Consider the following 18,044-nt stretch of genomic DNA (forward strand, 5'->3'; position numbering starts at 1 on the left):
CGGGGAGAGGGAGAACAGCCTACTCGTTCTTGTCCACATTCCAGAACATCGGCGTCGCCGGGCCGTCGATGACGCCGGTGAGCGATTTGCGCCATGCGCTCGGCGCCTGGAACTGGCCGAGCGGGACGTAGATCACCTGATCGTAGGCCTCCTTCTGGACGTCGAAGGCGATCTTCTTCCGATCTTCCGGCGAGGCGGCGCGGGCAAAGGCGTCGCGCAGCTCTTCGAGCTTGGGGTCCTCGGACCAGCCGAACCAGCCACCCTCCTTGCCCTTGCCGACCATCGCGCCATTGACGAGCGGGTTCATCGAATCGGCGGCGCCCTGGTATGTGAAGAACATGTTCCAGCCGCCTTCCTTCGGCGACTTCTGGTTGGCGCGGCGGGTCACCACGGTCTGCCAGTCCATCGCCTGAAGGTCGACCTTGAAGCCGGCCTCGCGCAGGAGCTGCGCGACCACGATCGGCTGCGCTTTCAGCAGGATCTGGTCGCCTGGCGCCAGGATCACCACGGGCGTGCCGTCATAACCGGATTCGGCCAGGGCCTTCTTGGCGTCCGCCATGCCGTTGCCCTTGATCAGGGTCTCGCCGCCGGCATCGCTGGCCAGCGGCGTATCGCAGATGAAGAATGCGCCGCAGAGCTTGTAGTATTTGGGATTGCCGATCTGGGCGTCGAGCACGTCCTTCTGGTTGATCGCGAGCAGCGCGGCGCGGCGAATCTTCACATTATCGAACGGCGGATGCAGGAAGTTCATCCGGCCGAACGATTGGAAGCCGAACTTGTTCAGGATGGTCACGTTGACATCCGGATTGGATTCGAGCGCGGGCAGCATGTCGAAGGGCGGGGTTTCGACGAAATCGACATCACCCGATTGCAGTGCGTTGAGCGCGGTCTGCGCGTCCGGCATCGTGATCCATTCGACCCGGTCAACTTTCACCACCTTGCCGCCCGATGTCCATTCGGCCGGCTCCTTGCGCGGCACATAGTCGGTGTTCTTCTCGTAGACGGCTTTCACGCCGGGTTGGAATTCGCCAGCGACGAATTTGAACGGGCCGGAGCCGATCTGCTCGGGAATCTGCTTGGTGATCGGGGTCTCCGCAAGCCGCTTGGGCATCATGAAGGCGCAGATCGACGATGGCTTGGCGATCGTCTCCAGCACCAGGCCATAGGGCTCCTTCAGCTTGAGGACGATCGTCCTGGTGTCTGCGGCCTCGATGCCGGCCGTGAAGTCCATCAGCTTGCGCGCCATGCCGTCGACGCTCGTGCCCCAGCGCTTCAGCGAGGCGACGCAATCCTCCGCCGTCACCGGCGCGCCGTCATGCCATTTCAGGCCGTCGCGCAGGGTGAAGGTGTAGGTCAGCCCGTCCGTGGACACCGTCCAGTCGGCCATCTGCGGCCGCACCTTGAAGGTGGAATCGATGCCGAGCAGCGTATCGTAGACCATGTAGCCATGGTCGCGGGTGATGATGGCCGTCGTGAAGCCGGGGTCGGTGACGCGAAGGTCCGATTGCATCACTGCAGTCAGGATCTTCTTTCCGGTCGCAGCCGATGCAGCCGACGTCCAGGCAGCGGTAAGTGCCGATGGTGTAACAGCCGCAAGCTGAAGCAGTTTCCGTCGCGAGACGTGAACCATTCGCAATTCTCCCGATGCAAGCAGACCAGACGGGGCTGCCGATGGCGGGCAGCGTATGGTTTGCCGCCCTGCCTTGCAATGACGGTTGTCTCGCAAATCCGACTTCGTTTGCGGTCGAGCAGGAGCCATCGGAACCGGTGGCGCGACGGCAAGCTGGCTCGGTCTAGGCTTGCTCGCGATAGAATTGCAGCAGGCGCGCGCCCGCGGGCGAGAGCCACTCGGGCGCTCCTGCGATGTATCCCTCGACATGGCCGCTCGTCCCGACCAGATAGGTGATGGGCATGCCGACGATCGAGAACATCTCGGTCGATGCTTGCGCCGCTGCGCCGTAGGCATCGACATAGCAGGCGAGGTTTTGCACGGCGAGGCTGCCGAGAAAGGCGCGGATCTTGCGAAAATCCCTGGTGTCGGTGCAGATCGCGACGATGTCGAGCCGATCGGGCCGCGATCCCGCAAGGCGCGCCAACGTCGGCAGATCGAGCCGGCAGGCTGCGCACCAGGTCGCCCAGAAGTTGACCAGGGTGATGCGGCCCGGCTTCGCAGTCACCACGGCATCCCGGCCGTTCGGATCCTGAAGCCTGAGCTGCGGCATCGCCGCTCGTGGCCGCACGACCGTGAACTGGCTGCGGCCGGCCTCGAACACCGGTGGCCAGCTGTCCTGCGCACGGATCGCGGGCGCGGAAGCGAAAAGCGCCGGCGCGGCGATCAGGAGCGATCGCCGGGATAACGCACGAGGTCTTTCACGCATGGATATAGGCAAAACCCTTGAGTTGCAGATCGACGACGCGTCCGATGCCGAAGGGGACGAGGCTCGCGCCCGGTATCAGCGGAATCGAGACCTGCTCCTTGGCTTCCGCGATCGCCTTTGACGATGCGCACATGCTGTAGGTGAGGTTGGGCAGCGACTGCCGCAGCGTCGCCAGCGGCTCGACCAGTGGCGTCTTGTCGGCCCTGAAGACGTCGATACCCTTGCCGTTGGCGACGACCTCGATCAGCAACCGCGCGCCCTTGTCGGCAAAGTGCTTTGCGAGATTGGCCGAATAGCTGATCGCGTGTCCCATCACGTAAGGCTCGTTGCTGTCGATCAGGATCACGACGCCGTCCGCGAGGCGATCCTCCCTGGCTGCGGCGGCGCCGCCGGCCGTGAGGATCGCGCTGCCGGCGAGCAGGCCCCTGCGGGACCATCCATTGCCAGAGATCATGACCGCGGTATTTCCGCGGGTCAGAACTGGCGCGGCGCGATCGGCGCCTTGCTGTTGCGTCCCCACAGCACGAACAGGCTGAGAGCCAGCAGGACCACGTTCAGAGGCGTGACCTCGGCCTCGCCGCGCGAAATGTGGAAGACCAGAGCAAACACCTGCAACACGGAGCAGCCGAGCGCGGCGAGCACCGTCAGTCGCGGCAGGATCCGCGTCAGGGCGGGCAGGATGATGCCGATCCCGCCGGCGAGATCGACCAGGGCGATGGAGCGAACGAAGGTTTCGGAATACTGGCCGGCCCAGGGTATCATCGCCGCCAACTGCGGAATGGGCGTGGTCAGCTTGACCAGCCCCGCCCCGATGAAGGCGAAGGCGATGAGGATCTGCGCCGTCCAGAGACCGATGCGAAGGGCGCGGCCGGAGGTGGGGGTTTCAAGAGCGGTGGTGGACATGGTGGTTCTCCAAAATGAGCGGGTTGCCACCATTTGATGGTTTCCATTCATTTGATCATTATATGTTCCGGCAGTGGTTCATTTCCTGGATGTTGATGATCTGATGGATTCCCTGGTCAGCATGAGGGTGTTTTGCCTGGTCGCGGAGCTGAAGAGCTTTGCGGCGGCCGCCGAACGCCTGCGTATTTCGCCCGCCATGGCGAGCAAGCACGTAATGCAACTCGAGAAGCGGCTGGGCACGCGGCTGCTCAACCGGACCAGCCGGCGGGTCAGCCTGAGCGAGAGTGGCACGCTCTATTTCGAGCAGGCCCGGCAGATGCTGGATTCACTCGACGAGGTCGAAGCCGCCGTCAGCAAGGCGACCGTCGTTCCCCGCGGCACACTGCGGCTGACCGCGCCGGTGTGGATGGCAAACACGATGTTCACGCGCATCCTCGCCGACTATCAGGCGCGCTACCCGGAAGTGTGCCTGGACATCGATCTCAGCGGACGGCTGGTCAATCTGGTCGAGGAGGGATTTGATCTCGCGCTGCGCGCGACCGGTGCGCCGGACGAGTCGCTGATCGCGCGTCCGATCACCAACGTGCCGTTCTACATGGTTGCGGCGCCCGCCTACCTCAAACGCGCCGGGCGCCCAACCAAGCTGGCCGATATCGCCGGCCAGGCGCTATTGCATTATGCACTTTATCCCGGCGAGAGCTTCTCTTTCGCCGGCGAGCACGGCACGGAGACCATCAAGCTCAATCCGGTGCTGCGCAGCGGCAATGAAACGCTGCTGCACATGGCCGCGCTGGAAGGCATGGGTCTCGCGTTCCTGCCGAAATGGCTGGTCACCGACGACATCGCCACCGGGCGTCTCGAACACGTCATGCCCGAGCACATCATCTTCGTCGGAAAGCTGTTCGCGGTCTATCCGAGCCGCAAATACCTTTCCGCGAAGGTGAGGACCTTCATCGACTTCGTCGCCGCCGACAAGCGGATGAGATAGCGTGCGCGCTAGTCGCGCCCCGCTTCCATGATCGCCCGGGCGAGGCGTGCCGGATCGGAGAAGCACAGCTCGTGGCTTCCCGGCACCTGCACCAGGCGGAACAGGCCGAGCTTCTCCGACAGCCGCGGATGCCAGCCATAGCTGTGTGGCAGCGCGGTGTCCTCGGTGCAGTTGATGTAGGACTTTGCCAGTTGCATCTCGGCCGGGTTGGCCTTGAGCGTGATCTTGTCGCTGAAGGTCGCCAGCGGATGCGGATTGAGCACGTCATAGGCGCGCTGCGCCGTCTCGGCATCCGTATCGTTGATGAAGGCTTCGCGCCAGATCGGGAAAGGCAGCACCACCGAACCGTCGCCACGCTCGGCCGCGATCATGTCGAACAGCCCGACATAGTGCGGCGGCACCATGTCGTTGAGGCATTCGCCGTTGTTGGGCACGAAGGCGTTCCAATAGACCAGCCGGCGAATCCGCTCGGGCGCGAGGTCGGCGACGCCGGTGATGATCATGCCGCCATAGGAATGGCCGAGCAGAATGACGTCTTTCAGATTGTTTTCGGCAAGGTAGTCGACGATCGACTGGATCGCCTCCTTCAACCCCGTCGTCTTGGCGTCGCCCGGGCGGTTGCCCTTGATCGTCGGGAGGTAGACCTGATGGCCGGCGGCGCGGATCGGGGCCGCGACGGGCTCGAACCCGGCACCGGTGTGCCAGGCGCCGTGGACGAGAACGTAGGTCGACATGTTGTGGCTTCTCCGCAGGATGTGGTTAGATCGGCATGGATGGGGTCCTTTGCGGCGCTCGCGAGGCGCGGCGGACAATTCTTGTTGTGCGAAGTGTGAACCGGCTGGCCGTTTTCCGCTTGGCTGGAAGTGAACCGGATTGGTCTCGGAGTGAACCGATGCAGCAGGTCAATTCCACAAGCCGGCCGCGGTACGTCGTCTGGAACACCGCGGAGACCCGGCCGGACGAGCAGTTTTCCTATTACCGCGAGGCGATCTGCCAGGCCTTCATGAACCTGACGCCGGAGTCGGCGACGACATCACGCTTCCCGGCCAAGGTGGAGACGATCGCCCTGGGTGCCGGAGCGATCAACCGGGTGGTGTTTCCCGAGCACACCGTGAATCGTTCGCGTGCCGACATCGCGGCGTCGCACGAGAGCTGCTTCTATCTCAACTTCAAGCTCGCCGGGCGATGCCGCATGCTTCAGGATGGCCGCGAGGTCAGCCTGTCGCGGGGCCAGGTCGGCATCGTCGACAGCGATCGCGAGGTGACGTTGTTGCACGATCGCGGTCCGACGCTGGAGGTCGCTTCGTTCTGGGTGCCGTCGCGTGCCTTGCGCGACCGGCTGCCGCCCTCGTTCGATTTCAGGGCCGAGCGCGTGTCCGACGATCCCCATGTCGGCCATCTCATCGTCGAGACCGCGCGTTCGCTGAATGCCGGCGCATTGCGGATGGCGGAGGAGGACAGCGTTCGGCTGTTCGACGTGCTGCTCGATCTCGTTGCGCTCAGCCTGTCGCGTCGCTCGCGGGCGCAGACGGCGGAAGCCGCAAGCTTCGCGGATGCCACCGTATTGGCGCTGCGCCGCGCCATTCACGAGCGGTTGCGCGAGCCGGGGTTGACGGTCGCGGCGGTCGCGGGCGCGGTCGGCATCAGCGAGCGCTATGTCCACAAGCTGTTCGAGCGCTCCGGCACGACGTTTTCGGACTATGTGATGGATCGCCGCCTCGTGGGCGCGGCGGCGGACCTGAAGGATTCGGCGCTGGGCGGCCGCGCGATCGGCGCCATTGCCTTCGACTGGGGCTTTTCGGATCTCTCCCATTTCACGCGGCGCTTCAAGCAGCGTTTTGGTTGCCGCCCGGGTGACTGGCGGGCGCGGTAGCAGCGCCCTGCAGCGACCTGACTATAGGGATCTGGCGATCAGCAGCTTCATGATCTCGTTGGTGCCGCCATAGATCTTCTGGATGCGGGAATCGATGAAGATCCGCGAGATCGGGTATTCCTGCATGTAGCCGTAGCCGCCGAACAGCTGGAGGCACTCGTCCGCGGTCTGGACCTGCTTGTCCGAGCACCAGTATTTCGCCATCGACGCGGTGACGGTGTCGAGGTCGCCTGCGACCAGGCGCTCGATGCACCAGTCGACGAAGACGCGCGCGATCATCGCCTCCGTCTTGCGCTCGGCGAGCGTGAAGGCGGTGTTCTGGAAATCCATCAGCGGCTTGCCGAATGCTTTCCGTTCCTTGGTGTAGTCGACGGTGAGCTTGACCGCGCGCTCCATCGCGGCGACGGCGCCGACCGCCAGCGCGAGGCGCTCCTGCGGCAATTGCTGCATCAGCTGGACAAAGCCCTGGCCCTCTTCCTTGCCCAGCAGGTTTTCCGGCGGCACCGTGACGTTGTCGAAGAACAGCTCCGACGTGTCGGAGGCGTGCAGGCCGATCTTGTCGAGGTTGCGCCCGCGCTTGTAGCCGTCGGCGCCCGCGGTCTCGACCACGAGCAGCGAGATGCCCTTGGCGCCGGCCTCGCCGGTGCGCGCGACCACGATGACGAGGTCGGCGGCCTGGCCGTTGGTAATGAAAGTCTTCTGGCCGTTGATGACGTAGGAATTGCCCTGCTTCTTCGCCGTTGTCTTGACGGCTTGAAGGTCCGAGCCGGTGCCGGGCTCGGTCATGGCGACGGCGCCGACCATTTCGCCCGAGGCCATCTTCGGCAGCCAGCGCTTCTTCTGCTCCTCCGAGCCGTAGTTCAGAATGTAATGTGCGACGATGGCGCTGTGCACGGAGACGCCGGTGGTCAGTTCCGGCACCGTGCTTTCGAGGTCGTCCAGCACGGCGGCGTCATAGGCGAAGGTCGCGCCCAGGCCGCCATATTCCTCCGGGACGCTCGCCAGCAATGCGCCCATCTCGCCGAGCCCGCGCCAGGCGAAGCGGTCGACCATCTTCTGCTCGCGCCATTTCTCGGCATGCGGCGCCAGATCCTTGGCGAGATATTTCCGGAACTGGTCGCGGAAGACGTCGAGCTCTTCGGTCATCCAGGAGGAGCGGTAGGACATGATTACCTCGGTTGATGCGGCTTGCCGGCTTGGTAGGCCAGTCCGATGCGGTAATTATTGTGTTTTCAGGCTGCGCCGGTGACGCTACCAAGGCGGCCGGAAACGTGTCTGTCGGGATGGTTGATTGTGACTGTCAAAACGCAAGCCGTCAAAATCAAAGAGCTCAAGTTCGACATCGAGCGCATCGGCAAGATCTCCGCGATCCTGATGCGGCCAGACAATGCGCGCGCGTGCTACGTGCTGGCGCACGGCGCCGGTACCGACATGCGGCATGCGTCGATGGACAAGATTGCAGTTGGCCTCGCAGACAGAGGCATTGCGACGTTCCGCTTCAATTTTCCCTACATGGAAAACAAGCAGGGCCGTCCGGATCAGCCGGCGGTCGCGCATGCCACGATCCGCGCGGCTGTCGCGGAGGCGGCGCGGCTGTGTCCCGGGTTGAAGCTGATCGCCGGCGGAAAATCGTTCGGCGGGCGCATGACGTCGCAGGCGCAGGCCAAGGCGCCGCTGCAGGGTGTGAAGGGGCTCGCCTTCCTCGGCTTTCCCCTGCATGCCGACAAGAAGCCGTCGACGGAGCGTGCCGAGCATCTCGCCCATGTCGGGATTCCCATGCTGTTCCTGCAGGGCACGCGCGATGGGCTCGCCGATCTCGGCCTTCTCAGGCCCGTCATCGCGGCGCTCGGCGCGAAGGCGAAATTGCATGAGGTCGAAGGCGGCGATCACTCCTTCGCCGTGCTGAAGAGGTCCGGCCGCACCAATGAGGAGGCGCTCGCGGAGGTGCTCGACACGCTCGCGGCCTGGATCGACAAGCTTGGCTGAGGCTCAGGCGGAATAGAGGCCCTTGTCGCGCGCCTTCTGGATCGCGAGCGCGGCGATGAGATCGAGCGTCGGCGTCGACAGGCCGGCGGTGCGCGCGAATGCAGCGGGGGCCTTCACCAGCACGTCGATCTCCATGGCGCGGCCGAGCTCGTAATCCTGCAGCAGCGACGGCTTGTGGTTGGGGGCGGGGCCGCTGCGCGTCACGCGCTTGACCTCGGGGATGAAGTGCTGGGCGATGTCGTTCGCCTCGGTCAGCATGCGCGGGATAACCTCAGCGAAGGCGGGATCGTCGCGCACGCCGCGCGCGGTCTGGCCGGTCAGCAGGCACAGCACCGACAGCGACATGTTGGTCAGCAGCTTTGACCAGATCGCTTCGCGGATATCGGCCACCGGCGGCGATTCCAGCCGTGCATCGTTGAAGACGCCGCGCAGCTTCGTGATGCGCTCGCAATTGCGGTCGTCGCACTCGCCGATCAGGAGGCGATTGCGGTCGGGCGTCAGGTTCTGCACCACGCCGGGCGCAGTCACCTCGTTGGAGGAAAAGATCACCCCGCCGATGATCCGCTCCTTCGGGATGCAGGCGCGCAGGCGGCCGCCCGGATCGAGGAAGGAAATGTCCGGCGGCGTCGGATGCCGCGGCGGCAGGCCGATGCCGTACCACCAGGGAATGCCGTTCTGAGCGAATACGATCGCGGTGTCGTCCTGGAGTAGCGGCTTGAGGCTGGAGACCAGCCCGGTCAGCGCCGTGGCCTTCAGCGTCGAGATCACCACATCCTGCGGGCCGAGCTGGGCCGGATCGCCGGAGGCGTTCACCTTGGCCGAGACCTCGGAATCGCCGACGCGCAGCTTCAGGCCGTTGGCGCGCACCGCCTCGAGATGCGCGCCGCGCATCACGCATGAGACCTCGTGGCCGGCGCGCGCCAGCCTGACCGCAAGATGGCTTCCGACGGCGCCCGAGCCGAAAATGCAGATGCGCATAAATGATGTCCCGTCCCTGATCCCAAGTCGCCGCCCGGCGGCAGCATGACACAAGCCGCCATGCGATGGACGCGGCCGCCCCACGCTGGAAAGATATGGATCGGGACGCGGTGCCTCGGCCATAGTGCGCGCCAAACGAACGACCGGAGGATCGCCGATGACTGCCAGCCCCGTCCTGTGGACCCTCGATGAGCGTGGGGTTGCGACCGTCACGTTGAACCGGCCCGAGGTCAACAACGCCTATGACGGCGCCCTGATCGCGGGCGTGCTCGCGGCCATGGACGAGCTCGGCAAGAAGCCAAACCTGCGCGTCGTCGTGCTCAAGGGCAACGGCAAGCACTTTCAGGCGGGCGCGGACCTCAAATGGATCAACAGCGTCCGCCCGCAATCGGCGGAGGCCAACGAGGCGGCGTCCCGGGCGACGTTCGAAGCCGTGCAGCGGCTCAACACGTTGCCGATTCCCACCGTGGCACTGGTGCAGGGTGGTTGCTTTGGTGGCGGCACCGGCGTGATCGCGGCCTGCGACGTCGTGATCGCCGCCGACAACGCCCTGTTCTCGATCACCGAGGTGCGCTGGGGCCTGACCGCCGCGATCATCATCCCGCAGCTCTGCGACGCCATTAGTGTACGGCAAGTCCGCCGTTACGCGCTGACCGGCGAACGCTTTGGCGCCGAAGACGCCCGCCGCATCGGCCTCGTCCATGAGGTGGTGCCGCTCGCCGATCTCGATGCCGCAGGCGGCAAGGTGGTGGAGCAGCTGCTCGCCAATGGTCCGGAGGCAATGGCCGAGACCAAGCGGCTCGCGCTGGAGAGCTCGTTCGGCGGAATGGCCGTGGACGATGCGGCCTACACGCGGCTCGTCCAACTCCATTCGCTCAAGCGCCAGAGCGCGGAGGCAGCGGAAGGGCTGGCCTCGTTCGCCGAGAAGCGGGCGGCGAAGTGGGGCGGCGGGAAGGGCTGAGCGTCAGCAGCCGCGGCAGATGTTGTTGATGCTGCGATAGACGGCGTCGTCGTCCTGCCGCATCTGCCGCAGCGATTCGAGCGTCTTGCTCTCGTCAGTTGCCGCTGGCGCAGGCTTGTTGCGCTTTGCCGCGAGCTCTTCTTCCTGCCGCTTGTAGCAGGCCTCACGATCAGGCTTGGCCTGGATGAAGCGGCAGTTCTGCTCGAGTGCTGCGGCGGGAGCGGCTGAGATCGCCAGGATGGTCAGGGCTGCGAGAGCAAATTTCACAAGTGTCGAATCCATGGCGGCTCTTCTCTCAGGTCAGCCCGGCGAGAGCAACCGTCATGTTGTGACACCGGCGTGATGCGGCTTACAGCGACGGCGCGAGTGACGTTTTCAGCAAAGTCAGCAGCGCTTGCACCGCGGCGGCGTTGCGTCGCCGCTCGGGGATTGCGGCCTTCACCCACAATTCCGGGATCGGAAAGTCGCGCAGCACCGGTTTCAGCGTGCCGTCGCGCAACGCGTCCGCGACGAGATAATGCGACATCAGCGCGATGCCGTTGCCGGCGATCGCGCTGCGCGCCAAAACATGTCCCTCGTTGGAGGAGAGCAGCGGGCTGACCTGGATGGTGATGCGGCCGCGTGGACCATCGAAGATCCATTCGGGCCCGGTCGGCATGAAGCTGAGGCAGCGATGCTCAACGAGGTCGCGCGGATGCTTTGGCGTGCCGTGCGTCTTCAAATAGGCTGGCGAGGCGCACAGCAATCGTTTCAACGGGACCAGCGGCTCGTCGACCACGCCGCCGAAGGAGTGCGGGAAGGCGCCGATGGCGATGTCAAAACCTTCGCTGACGGGATCGACCGGGCGGTCGATCAGCACGATCTCCAGCTTCAGCCTCGGGTTCTGCGTCTGGAACGCGCTGAAGGCGTCCGCAAGCCGCGCCACCGTCATCGAGGTCGGGGCCTTGATGCGGAGGTGATCGACCAGATCGTGCCCTTTCTCGCCCATGCGCGAGAGCAGGTCTGTCGCGTCGGTGACGACGCCGCGGGCGCGATGGACGTAACGCTGACCGGCCTCGGTCAGCCGCAATTGCCGGGTCGAGCGGTGAAACAGCGGCGTGCCGATCCGCGCCTCCAGCTGCGTGACGCGTTTTGCCACCACCGAGGTCGAGACATTGAGTTTGCGCGCGGCGGCGGAGAAGCCGGCCGCATCCGCGGTGGCAAGGAAGGCCTGGAGGTTCACGAGGATGTCCATGTCGACCTTTCTCGATTCGCGAAAGCTGATCGCGTATTTTGGTGGATTGTAGCCCGCCCCGCGCTAATTCATAGTCCAGTCCAAGCAAGAGATTTGGGAGAAGGACGCGCCATGCGGGCCACGACGATCGAAGAACCAGCGCGCCAGGTGCCGCTTTACGGCGAATATGAAATCGTCGTGCTCGGCGGCGGTCCGGCCGGCATCGTCGCTGCGGCGTCGGCAGCACGTGCCGGGCGCAAAACGCTGCTGATCGAGCGCTACGGTTTCCTCGGCGGCATGGGCACCGCGGCCGGCGTCACCAATTTCTGCGGCCTGCACGGCAACGTCTACGGCGAGGCTGTCAGGCTGGTGCAGGGCATGGCGTCCGACCTGCTGGCGCGGATCGACCATCTGAACGGCCTCAACGCGCCGCATCTGATCCTCGGCAAGGTCTTTGCCCAGGCCTACGACACCGCGGCCTACAAGATCGCAGCCGACGAATTGCTGGCGAGCCACAAGGTCCACATCCTCTTCCATGCGCTCGGTGCCGGTGTCGTGATGGGCGCTGACCGCCGTATCGACGCCCTGATGGTCGAGACCAAGGCCGGCCGGCAGGCGGTACGCTCGGAGATCTTCATCGATTGCTCCGGCGACGGCGATCTCGCAGTCTGGGCCGGCGCGCCATTCGACATTGGCGATGAACAAGGTCATCCCATGTATCCGTCGATGATGCTCCGTCTCAACGGCATCGATCCCGCAAAGGCGGGCGATGCCTGGCGGACCATCCCGCAATTGATGGAGGAGGCCACCGCGGCCGGCACGCACAAATTCCCGCGCAAGAGCGCGATCGTGCGGCCGCAGAAATCCGGCATCGAATGGCGGGTGAATTTCACGCAAGTGGCGCGCGAGGATGGCCACGCCATCAATGGCATCGAGCCCGACGATCTGACCCGCGGCGAGATCGAGGGCCGCAAGCAGGCGCTCGCAGCCTTCGAGTTCCTGCGCACCGTGCCCGGCTTTGAAAAGTCCTACATCGTCGATCTGCCGCCGCAACTCGGCATCCGCGAGACCCGCCGCATCAGGGGCGGTTACCAGCTCAGCGGCGAGGACGTGCTCGGCTGTGCGTCATTCGAGGATTCCATCGGCGTCAACGGCTGGCCGATCGAGGCCCATGTTGCCGGCGACGTCATCTTCACCTTCCCGCCGATCCCGGAATCGCGCGGCTACAACGAATTGCCGTATCGCATGCTGGTGCCGGAGGGCGTAGACAATCTGCTAGTCGCCGGCCGCTGCGCCTCGATGACCCATGAGGGCCAGTCGGCGGCGCGGGTTTCCGGGGCCTGTTTCGTGATGGGCGAGGCCGCCGGTTCCGCCGCTGCGCTAGCGCTCTCCGGAAACCGGATCCCCCGTGACATATCGGTTGAAAAATTTCAGGAAACGTTGAAACAACAGGGCGCTTTCATCGGGCGGGATCAACCCGTGCCAAAGGGCCTGTAACGGACTGCAAAAAGAGAATTATTGGAGGAAGCGGGATGATCGGAATTGCGCGGGTCGCGGCACTTAGCCTTTTGGCTATGATGGCGATGGGCACGGCCAGGGCCGAGGATGCACTGAAGGCCAAGGTCGGCGTGCTGCGGCTGTCGTCCTCCGCGCCGGTCTTCATCGCGCAGGACAAAGGCTATTTCCGCGAGGCCGGCCTCGACATCGAGCTGAAATTCTTCGACGCGGCGCAGCCGATCGCGGTCGCCACCACCTCAGGCGATGTCGATTTCGGCGTCACGGCTTTCACCGCTGGCCTCTACAATCTCGCCGGCAAGGGCGTGCTGAAGGTGATCGGCGGCATGAGCCGCGAGAAGGCCGGCTATCCCCTGATCGGCTATTTCGCCAGCAACAACGCCTATGCGGCCGGCCTGAAGACGCCGAAGGATCTCGCGGGCAAGCGCATCGCGATGACCCAGGTCGGATCGAGCTTCCATTATTCGCTTGGCCTGCTCGCCGACAAATACGGCTTCAGGCTCGCGGACGTGAAGATCGTGCCGCTGCAATCGCTCTCGAATGCGGCGGCGGCGCTGAAGGGCGAGACGGTTGACGCAGCGCTGCTGCCGATCTCCACCGCACGCAAGCTGATGGACGAGGGTGGCGCAAAATTCCTGGGCTGGGTCGGCGACGAGACGCCCTGGCAATTGGGCGCGGTGTTCGCCTCGCCGAAGACGCTGACCAACAAGGTGCTGGTGACGAAGTTCCTGGGCGTCCTCGCCAAAGCCGATCGCGAATATCACGACGTGATCCTGGCTTCGATGAAGGACGGCGTCGCGCCGATCAACGACAAGACCAAGCCGCTGCTGGAGATCATCGCAAAGTACACCAACCTGCCGGTCGAGCAGGTGGTCGGCAACTGCGCCTATATCGATCCGGACGGCAAGCTCGACGTCAAGAACGTCGACAACCAGATCAAATGGCTCCAGGAGCAGGGCTTTGCCGACAAGGGCTATGATGCGGATACGATCATCGCCAAGGACTATGTGAAGGCGGATTGATGCTGCTGTCCCAGGCCGCCAACTATGCCCGTCATCCTGAGGTGCTCGCGAAGCGAGCCTCGAAGGATGCACGGCCCGGATGCAGCGCGGCCGCTCATCCTTCGAGGCTCCCATCGCGATGCGTTCGCATCGCAATGCTCGCACCTCAGGATGACGGGTCGAAAGGAAGCCTGTGACATGGACCTGATCGCCAACCACATCAGCCATCGCTTCGGCGATCTCGCCGTGCTCGATGATATCTCCTTTACGGTGAGCGCCGGCGAGGTGGTGGCGATCGTGGGTCCTTCCGGCTGCGGCAAGAGCACGTTGCTGTCGATCCTGGGCGGCTTGCTGCAGCCGACCTCAGGCGCACCCGAACTCCGTGGCGCACCGCCGGCGGACAGCCTCAATCCGCTGACCTTCGTGTTCCAGGATTTTGCATTGCTGCCCTGGGCCACGGTGGAAGAGAACGTCGAATTTCCGCTGCTTCACACCCAGCTCTCGGCCGCGCAGCGCCGTGCGCTGGTCGAGGATGCCCTGCGCCGCACTGGCCTGACCGATTTCCGCAAAACCTATCCAAAGCAGCTTTCCGGCGGCATGCGCCAGCGCGTCGGCATTTCGCGCGCGCTCGCAGTGAAGCCTGCGATCCTGCTGATGGACGAGCCGCTGTCGGCGCTGGATTCGCAGACGCGCGAACTGCTGATGGAGGACTTCGTCCGCCTGCTCGCCGATGGCGGCATGGGCGCGGTCTATGTCACGCATAATCTCGAAGAGGCGGCGCGGCTGGCCGACCGCATCGTGGTGCTGTCGCGGCGGCCCGGCCGCATCCGCGAGGTCGTGACGGTGCCGATGACGCGCGCCGAGCGCGGCGAAGCGGCGGCACGCGAAAAGCTGCTCGCACTGCAGAACCAGATCTGGTCGCTGATCCGCAACGAGGCGATCGATGCCGAGCGTGAGGTCCAGCATGCTTGATCGCGCGACCGACACACCGGCCAAGGACGATACGACGCGGCGCGTCCGCTTTCGCGGCGCGGGCTTCGTGCCGGCCTCCAGCCGTTTCGGCGGCTGGATCGCGCTCGCGCTGGTCATCGCCATCTGGCAGGCGGCGGGAAGCACAGGCCTCGTCAATCCGTTGTTCCTGCCGGCCCCCTCGGCGATCGTGCGGGCGATCTACGAGCTCGCACTGTCGGGCGCGCTCTGGCAGCATCTCTCAGCGTCGCTGCTGCGCATCGGTGTCGGCTGGCTGCTGGGCACGGCGGCCGGTGTTGCGGTCGGCTTCGCCATCGGCCTGTCGCGATTGGCGCGCAGCGTCGGCATCACCTTCATCTCGGCGCTGTTCCCGATCCCGAAGATCGCGCTGCTGCCGCTTCTGATCCTCTGGCTCGGCATCGGCGAAGAGCCGAAGATCGCGACCATTGCGCTCGGCGTGTTCTTCTCGACCGCGATCTCGGTCTATAGCGGCGTCGATGCGGTGCCGCGCAACCTCATCCGCATGGCGCAAAGTTTCAACGTTCCCTTCGCCACCATCGTGCGCAAGGTGGTCTGGCCGGGCGCGCTACCCGCGATCCTCGCCGGTTTCCGCATCACGGCCTCCGTCGCGCTGCTGCTCGTCGTCAGCGCCGAGATGATCGGCGCCCAATACGGCATCGGCGCCTTCGTGCTCCAGGCCGGCAATCTCATGCAGACCGATCAGCTGCTCGCGGGCGTGGTGATCCTGTCGGTGTTCGGGCTGGTGGTGGGGAAGGTGATCGGCTGGCTGGAGGTGCGGTTGTTGCATTGGCGGTGATTGACGTCGTCCCGGCGAAAGCCGGGACCCATACCGCGTGATCTATCGAGGAATGACGATCTTCGTACCGCGAAGATAACTACGAGCCTTCGCCAAACTGCGCCCTGGGGTTATGGGTCCCGGCTTTCGCCGGGACGACACCGTAGATGTGGCGAACAGTCTGTCTTACGCGTTGCCGCGATCTTCCCGGAACAAATCCAGCTTCTGCTGCACCGGGCGGTCCGAGAAGCTGAACAGCACCGCATCCGCATCCGCCTCGTGCGTCACCCATTGCCAGCTCGGCACCACGAACAGATCGCGTGGGCCCCATTCGAACACGGCATCGCCGATGCGGCTGCGGCCCCGGCCTTCGATCGGGCAGAACACCGTCGCGTCTGTCGCGCGGTAGCGTGCGGTCTTGAATCCCTTGGGCAGCAACTGGATGAACGTGCCGATGGTCGGCATCGCGAAATCACCGGTCTCGGGGTTGCTGAATTTAAGCTTCAGCCCGTGGCAGGCGTCCCATTCCTGGCTCGTCCGGGCCTTCTCCAGCGCCTCGCGGGTGTAGGCATAGGGATAGCTGAAGATCGGCGAGGTCTTCGATGACCGCTTCACATCGACCGGCAGCAGATTGTGGCCGTAGCGGGCAAAGCTGTCGCCGGCGGGCCTTGTGATTTTCTGCTGGTCTTCTTTGGAGCCTTCCGCGAAGGAGCAGTCGAAGAACTGCACCAAGGGAATATCGAGGCCGTCGAGCCAGAACATCGGTTCATCGGTCTCGTTGGAATGATCGTGCCAGGTCATCGACGGCGTGATGATGAAGTCGCCGGGCTCCATCGCGGTGCGCTCACCGTCGACGGCGGTGTGGGCACCCTTGCCTTCGAGCACGAAGCGCAGGGCCGACTGGCTGTGCCGGTGCGCGGGCGCGACGTCGCCGGGCACCACCATCTGCACGCCGGCATAGAGCGATGTCGTGATCTTGGACTGGCCGCGCAGGCCAGGGTTCTCCAGCACCAGCACGCGCCGCTCGGCTTCCTTGGCGGTGATGAGCTTGCCGGCTTCCGTCATGTAGTCGCGGATGATGTCGAATTTCCAGAGATGCGGCCGGCAGGCGCTCTTCGGCTCCGGCGTGATCAGATCGCTCATCACCGTCCACAGCGCGGTGAGATTTTCGCCATCGATCTTCTTGTAGAACGCCTCGCGTTCCGGCGTCTTGGTTACGGCTTCCATGGCGCGGCTCCCGTCGTTTTTCCTTAGATTGACAGCATACTGACAATCTTTGTAGCGTCAATGGCGGCTGCTCCTGCTAAGTAACGAGAAAATTCGAAGGGAGGGTTTGATGAAGCTGCATGGCTATTTCCGCTCCAGCGCGGCCTACCGCGTCCGGATCGCGCTGAATCTCAAGGGCCTCGGCGCCGAACATCTGCCGCATCATCTTCGCAAAGGCGAACAATGCGCGCCGGCCTACCTTGCCATCAACCCGCAGGGTCTGGTGCCGGCGCTGGAGAACGATGCCGGTGCGGTGCTGACGCAATCGGTCGCGATCATCGAATGGCTCGATGAAACGCATCCCAACCCGCCATTGCTGCCGAAGGATCCATTGCAGCGCGCCAAGGTGCGCGCGTTCGCGCTGGCGATCGCCTGCGACACCCATCCGGTGCAGAATTTGAAGGTGCTGGCGCGGTTGCGCGAGCTTGGTCTGCCCGAAGAGAAGGTCCAGGACTGGGCCGCCTGGGTCAATCGCGAGGGCCTGTCGGCCTGCGAGACGCTGATCAGGGACGAGAAGGGGCCGTTCTGCTTCGGCGATGTCCCGACGCTCGCCGATCTCTGCCTCGTGCCGCAGCTTGCCAATGCGCGCCGCTTCGGCGTCGATGTCGCGGCGTATCCGCGTCTGCTCAAGGCCGAAGCCGCCGCCAAGGCGCTGCCGGCCTTCGCCAATGCCGCTCCGGAGAAGCAACCCGATGCCGAGTAAGCCTGCCACTCCGATCACCATAGACGCGGTCTATGCCGCGCCGGGCTATCTGTTCCGGCGCATGCAGCAGATCGCGGTCTCGATCTTCATGGAGGAGTGCAAGGCGTTCGACCTCACGCCGGTGCAATATGCTGCGCTGATCGCGATCCACACCCATCCCGGCATCGACGCGACGCGGCTGTCGGCGGTGATCGCCTTCGACCGCTCCACGCTCGGCAGCGTGATCGAACGGCTCCAGGCCAAGGATTTTGTGGAGCGCAAGCCGGCGCCGGAGGACAAGCGGATCAAGCTGCTCTATCTGACCAAGCCGGGTGCCGCGATCCTGCGTGAGATCATCCCCGCCGTCGAGCGTGCGCAGGCACGCATGCTGGAGCCGCTCAAGCCCGCCGAGCGCAAGGCGCTGATGGGGCTGATGTCCCAGCTCGTGGACCTCAACAACGAGGCCTCGCGGGTGCCACTGCGGGCCGAGGATGCGCTGGAGCATCTTGGGAAGGCGGGGTGATGGGGCGTGTGA

The 18,044-nt window shown here is 64.7% G+C and carries 20 protein-coding genes; 10 read left to right on the plus strand and 10 right to left on the minus strand.

The genetic code is table 11. The features are described 5' to 3' along the window. Positions 1-19: 19 nt before the first annotated feature. The 4 genes from NLM32_RS03610 to NLM32_RS03625 form a co-directional block, all read right to left on the minus strand. Positions 20-1,630, minus strand: coding sequence for an ABC transporter substrate-binding protein (locus NLM32_RS03610; RefSeq protein ID WP_254127907.1), 1,611 nt, complete (start codon positions 1,628-1,630; stop codon positions 20-22). A 163-nt stretch (positions 1,631-1,793) separates the two neighbouring features. Further along, complete coding sequence (locus NLM32_RS03615; RefSeq protein ID WP_254127908.1) at positions 1,794-2,378, minus strand: TlpA disulfide reductase family protein; 585 nt, start codon at positions 2,376-2,378, stop codon at positions 1,794-1,796. Beyond that, positions 2,371-2,832 (minus strand): DsrE family protein, encoded by a 462-nt coding sequence (locus NLM32_RS03620; protein WP_254127909.1) that lies wholly within the window; start codon positions 2,830-2,832, stop codon positions 2,371-2,373. The genes NLM32_RS03615 and NLM32_RS03620 overlap by 8 nt, the downstream gene beginning before the upstream one ends. Positions 2,833-2,852: 20 nt before the next feature. Next, a complete protein-coding gene (locus NLM32_RS03625) occupies positions 2,853-3,281 on the minus strand; it encodes a DoxX family protein (protein ID WP_254127910.1) in 429 nt (142 codons plus the stop codon). A gap of 103 nt (positions 3,282-3,384) precedes the next feature. Here NLM32_RS03625 and NLM32_RS03630 point away from each other — a divergent pair, with 103 nt between their 5' ends. Further along, positions 3,385-4,269 carry a LysR family transcriptional regulator gene (locus tag NLM32_RS03630; RefSeq protein ID WP_254127911.1) on the plus strand — a complete coding sequence of 295 codons (885 nt, stop codon included), beginning with the start codon at positions 3,385-3,387 and terminating at the stop codon, positions 4,267-4,269. Positions 4,270-4,277: 8 nt separating this feature from the next. Here NLM32_RS03630 and NLM32_RS03635 read toward each other — a convergent pair whose 3' ends face one another. Beyond that, positions 4,278-5,003 (minus strand): alpha/beta fold hydrolase, encoded by a 726-nt coding sequence (locus tag NLM32_RS03635; RefSeq protein ID WP_254127912.1) that lies wholly within the window; start codon positions 5,001-5,003, stop codon positions 4,278-4,280. 158 nt (positions 5,004-5,161) lie between these two features. Here NLM32_RS03635 and NLM32_RS03640 point away from each other — a divergent pair, with 158 nt between their 5' ends. Beyond that, positions 5,162-6,142: a helix-turn-helix domain-containing protein gene (locus tag NLM32_RS03640; RefSeq protein ID WP_254127913.1), complete on the plus strand. Its 981-nt coding sequence runs from the start codon at positions 5,162-5,164 to the stop codon at positions 6,140-6,142. A gap of 21 nt (positions 6,143-6,163) precedes the next feature. Here NLM32_RS03640 and NLM32_RS03645 read toward each other — a convergent pair whose 3' ends face one another. Continuing rightward, on the minus strand, positions 6,164-7,309 hold the full coding sequence (locus tag NLM32_RS03645; protein WP_254127914.1) for an acyl-CoA dehydrogenase family protein: 1,146 nt from the start codon (positions 7,307-7,309) through the stop codon (positions 6,164-6,166). 120 nt (positions 7,310-7,429) lie between these two features. Here NLM32_RS03645 and NLM32_RS03650 point away from each other — a divergent pair, with 120 nt between their 5' ends. Next, complete coding sequence (locus NLM32_RS03650; protein ID WP_254127915.1) at positions 7,430-8,128, plus strand: alpha/beta family hydrolase; 699 nt, start codon at positions 7,430-7,432, stop codon at positions 8,126-8,128. Positions 8,129-8,131: 3 nt separating this feature from the next. Here the strand turns inward: NLM32_RS03650 and NLM32_RS03655 are convergent, their stop codons facing one another. Beyond that, a complete protein-coding gene (locus tag NLM32_RS03655; RefSeq protein ID WP_254127916.1) occupies positions 8,132-9,106 on the minus strand; it encodes a ketopantoate reductase family protein in 975 nt (324 codons plus the stop codon). Positions 9,107-9,263: 157 nt separating this feature from the next. Between NLM32_RS03655 and NLM32_RS03660 the strand changes: the two genes are divergently transcribed. Then, positions 9,264-10,067 (plus strand): enoyl-CoA hydratase-related protein, encoded by an 804-nt coding sequence (locus NLM32_RS03660; protein WP_254127917.1) that lies wholly within the window; start codon positions 9,264-9,266, stop codon positions 10,065-10,067. Positions 10,068-10,070: 3 nt separating this feature from the next. On the opposite strand, the gene NLM32_RS03665 is transcribed toward NLM32_RS03660, so the two are convergent. Both NLM32_RS03665 and NLM32_RS03670 read right to left on the minus strand, forming a co-directional pair. Next, the gene (locus tag NLM32_RS03665; RefSeq protein WP_254127918.1) at positions 10,071-10,349 is read right to left on the minus strand and encodes a hypothetical protein; all 279 of its coding nucleotides are present in this window, start codon (positions 10,347-10,349) and stop codon (positions 10,071-10,073) included. Positions 10,350-10,416: 67 nt separating this feature from the next. Next, positions 10,417-11,301, minus strand: coding sequence for a LysR family transcriptional regulator (locus tag NLM32_RS03670; protein WP_254127919.1), 885 nt, complete (start codon positions 11,299-11,301; stop codon positions 10,417-10,419). A gap of 111 nt (positions 11,302-11,412) precedes the next feature. Here NLM32_RS03670 and NLM32_RS03675 point away from each other — a divergent pair, with 111 nt between their 5' ends. The 4 genes from NLM32_RS03675 (at position 11,413) to NLM32_RS03690 (ending at position 15,582) form a co-directional block, all read left to right on the plus strand. After that, positions 11,413-12,777, plus strand: a complete 1,365-nt coding sequence (locus tag NLM32_RS03675) for an FAD-dependent oxidoreductase (RefSeq protein ID WP_254127920.1) — start codon at positions 11,413-11,415, stop codon at positions 12,775-12,777. Between the two features lie 35 nt (positions 12,778-12,812). Beyond that, complete coding sequence (locus tag NLM32_RS03680; RefSeq protein ID WP_254127921.1) at positions 12,813-13,817, plus strand: ABC transporter substrate-binding protein; 1,005 nt, start codon at positions 12,813-12,815, stop codon at positions 13,815-13,817. A 177-nt stretch (positions 13,818-13,994) separates the two neighbouring features. Then, positions 13,995-14,768 carry an ABC transporter ATP-binding protein gene (locus NLM32_RS03685; protein WP_254127922.1) on the plus strand — a complete coding sequence of 258 codons (774 nt, stop codon included), beginning with the start codon at positions 13,995-13,997 and terminating at the stop codon, positions 14,766-14,768. Further along, on the plus strand, positions 14,761-15,582 hold the full coding sequence (locus tag NLM32_RS03690) for an ABC transporter permease (RefSeq protein ID WP_254127923.1): 822 nt from the start codon (positions 14,761-14,763) through the stop codon (positions 15,580-15,582). The genes NLM32_RS03685 and NLM32_RS03690 overlap by 8 nt, the downstream gene beginning before the upstream one ends. Positions 15,583-15,747: 165 nt before the next feature. Here the strand turns inward: NLM32_RS03690 and gtdA are convergent, their stop codons facing one another. Beyond that, entirely contained in the window at positions 15,748-16,788 is a 1,041-nt protein-coding gene (gtdA, locus tag NLM32_RS03695) for a gentisate 1,2-dioxygenase (RefSeq protein WP_254127924.1), read from the minus strand. 109 nt (positions 16,789-16,897) lie between these two features. Between gtdA and maiA the strand changes: the two genes are divergently transcribed. Together maiA and NLM32_RS03705 are read left to right on the plus strand one after the other, a co-directional pair. Next, a complete protein-coding gene (maiA, locus tag NLM32_RS03700; RefSeq protein ID WP_254127925.1) occupies positions 16,898-17,530 on the plus strand; it encodes a maleylacetoacetate isomerase in 633 nt (210 codons plus the stop codon). Further along, a complete protein-coding gene (locus tag NLM32_RS03705) occupies positions 17,520-18,032 on the plus strand; it encodes a MarR family winged helix-turn-helix transcriptional regulator (RefSeq protein WP_254127926.1) in 513 nt (170 codons plus the stop codon). The genes maiA and NLM32_RS03705 overlap by 11 nt, the downstream gene beginning before the upstream one ends. Positions 18,033-18,044 lie beyond the last annotated feature (12 nt).

Origin of the sequence: Bradyrhizobium sp. CCGUVB14 (assembly GCF_024199935.1) — a bacterium.
In the GTDB taxonomy this organism is placed as follows: Bacteria; Pseudomonadota; Alphaproteobacteria; order Rhizobiales; family Xanthobacteraceae; genus Bradyrhizobium.

Excerpts from the sequence above, each read along its gene's own strand:
- NLM32_RS03705 (WP_254127926.1), top strand. The coding sequence starts at position 17,520 with ATGCCGAGTAAGCCTGCCACTCCGATCACCATAGACGCGGTCTATGCC.
- NLM32_RS03625 (WP_254127910.1), bottom strand. The coding sequence starts at position 3,281 with ATGTCCACCACCGCTCTTGAAACCCCCACCTCCGGCCGCGCCCTTCGC.
- gtdA (WP_254127924.1), bottom strand. The coding sequence starts at position 16,788 with ATGGAAGCCGTAACCAAGACGCCGGAACGCGAGGCGTTCTACAAGAAG.
- NLM32_RS03615 (WP_254127908.1), bottom strand. The coding sequence starts at position 2,378 with ATGCGTGAAAGACCTCGTGCGTTATCCCGGCGATCGCTCCTGATCGCC.
- NLM32_RS03610 (WP_254127907.1), bottom strand. The coding sequence starts at position 1,630 with ATGGTTCACGTCTCGCGACGGAAACTGCTTCAGCTTGCGGCTGTTACA.
- NLM32_RS03635 (WP_254127912.1), bottom strand. The coding sequence starts at position 5,003 with ATGTCGACCTACGTTCTCGTCCACGGCGCCTGGCACACCGGTGCCGGG.
- NLM32_RS03630 (WP_254127911.1), top strand. The coding sequence starts at position 3,385 with ATGGATTCCCTGGTCAGCATGAGGGTGTTTTGCCTGGTCGCGGAGCTG.
- NLM32_RS03670 (WP_254127919.1), bottom strand. The coding sequence starts at position 11,301 with ATGGACATCCTCGTGAACCTCCAGGCCTTCCTTGCCACCGCGGATGCG.
- NLM32_RS03645 (WP_254127914.1), bottom strand. The coding sequence starts at position 7,309 with ATGTCCTACCGCTCCTCCTGGATGACCGAAGAGCTCGACGTCTTCCGC.
- NLM32_RS03685 (WP_254127922.1), top strand. The coding sequence starts at position 13,995 with ATGGACCTGATCGCCAACCACATCAGCCATCGCTTCGGCGATCTCGCC.
- maiA (WP_254127925.1), top strand. The coding sequence starts at position 16,898 with ATGAAGCTGCATGGCTATTTCCGCTCCAGCGCGGCCTACCGCGTCCGG.
- NLM32_RS03660 (WP_254127917.1), top strand. The coding sequence starts at position 9,264 with ATGACTGCCAGCCCCGTCCTGTGGACCCTCGATGAGCGTGGGGTTGCG.
- NLM32_RS03675 (WP_254127920.1), top strand. The coding sequence starts at position 11,413 with ATGCGGGCCACGACGATCGAAGAACCAGCGCGCCAGGTGCCGCTTTAC.
- NLM32_RS03665 (WP_254127918.1), bottom strand. The coding sequence starts at position 10,349 with ATGGATTCGACACTTGTGAAATTTGCTCTCGCAGCCCTGACCATCCTG.
- NLM32_RS03680 (WP_254127921.1), top strand. The coding sequence starts at position 12,813 with ATGATCGGAATTGCGCGGGTCGCGGCACTTAGCCTTTTGGCTATGATG.
- NLM32_RS03620 (WP_254127909.1), bottom strand. The coding sequence starts at position 2,832 with ATGATCTCTGGCAATGGATGGTCCCGCAGGGGCCTGCTCGCCGGCAGC.
- NLM32_RS03640 (WP_254127913.1), top strand. The coding sequence starts at position 5,162 with ATGCAGCAGGTCAATTCCACAAGCCGGCCGCGGTACGTCGTCTGGAAC.
- NLM32_RS03655 (WP_254127916.1), bottom strand. The coding sequence starts at position 9,106 with ATGCGCATCTGCATTTTCGGCTCGGGCGCCGTCGGAAGCCATCTTGCG.
- NLM32_RS03690 (WP_254127923.1), top strand. The coding sequence starts at position 14,761 with ATGCTTGATCGCGCGACCGACACACCGGCCAAGGACGATACGACGCGG.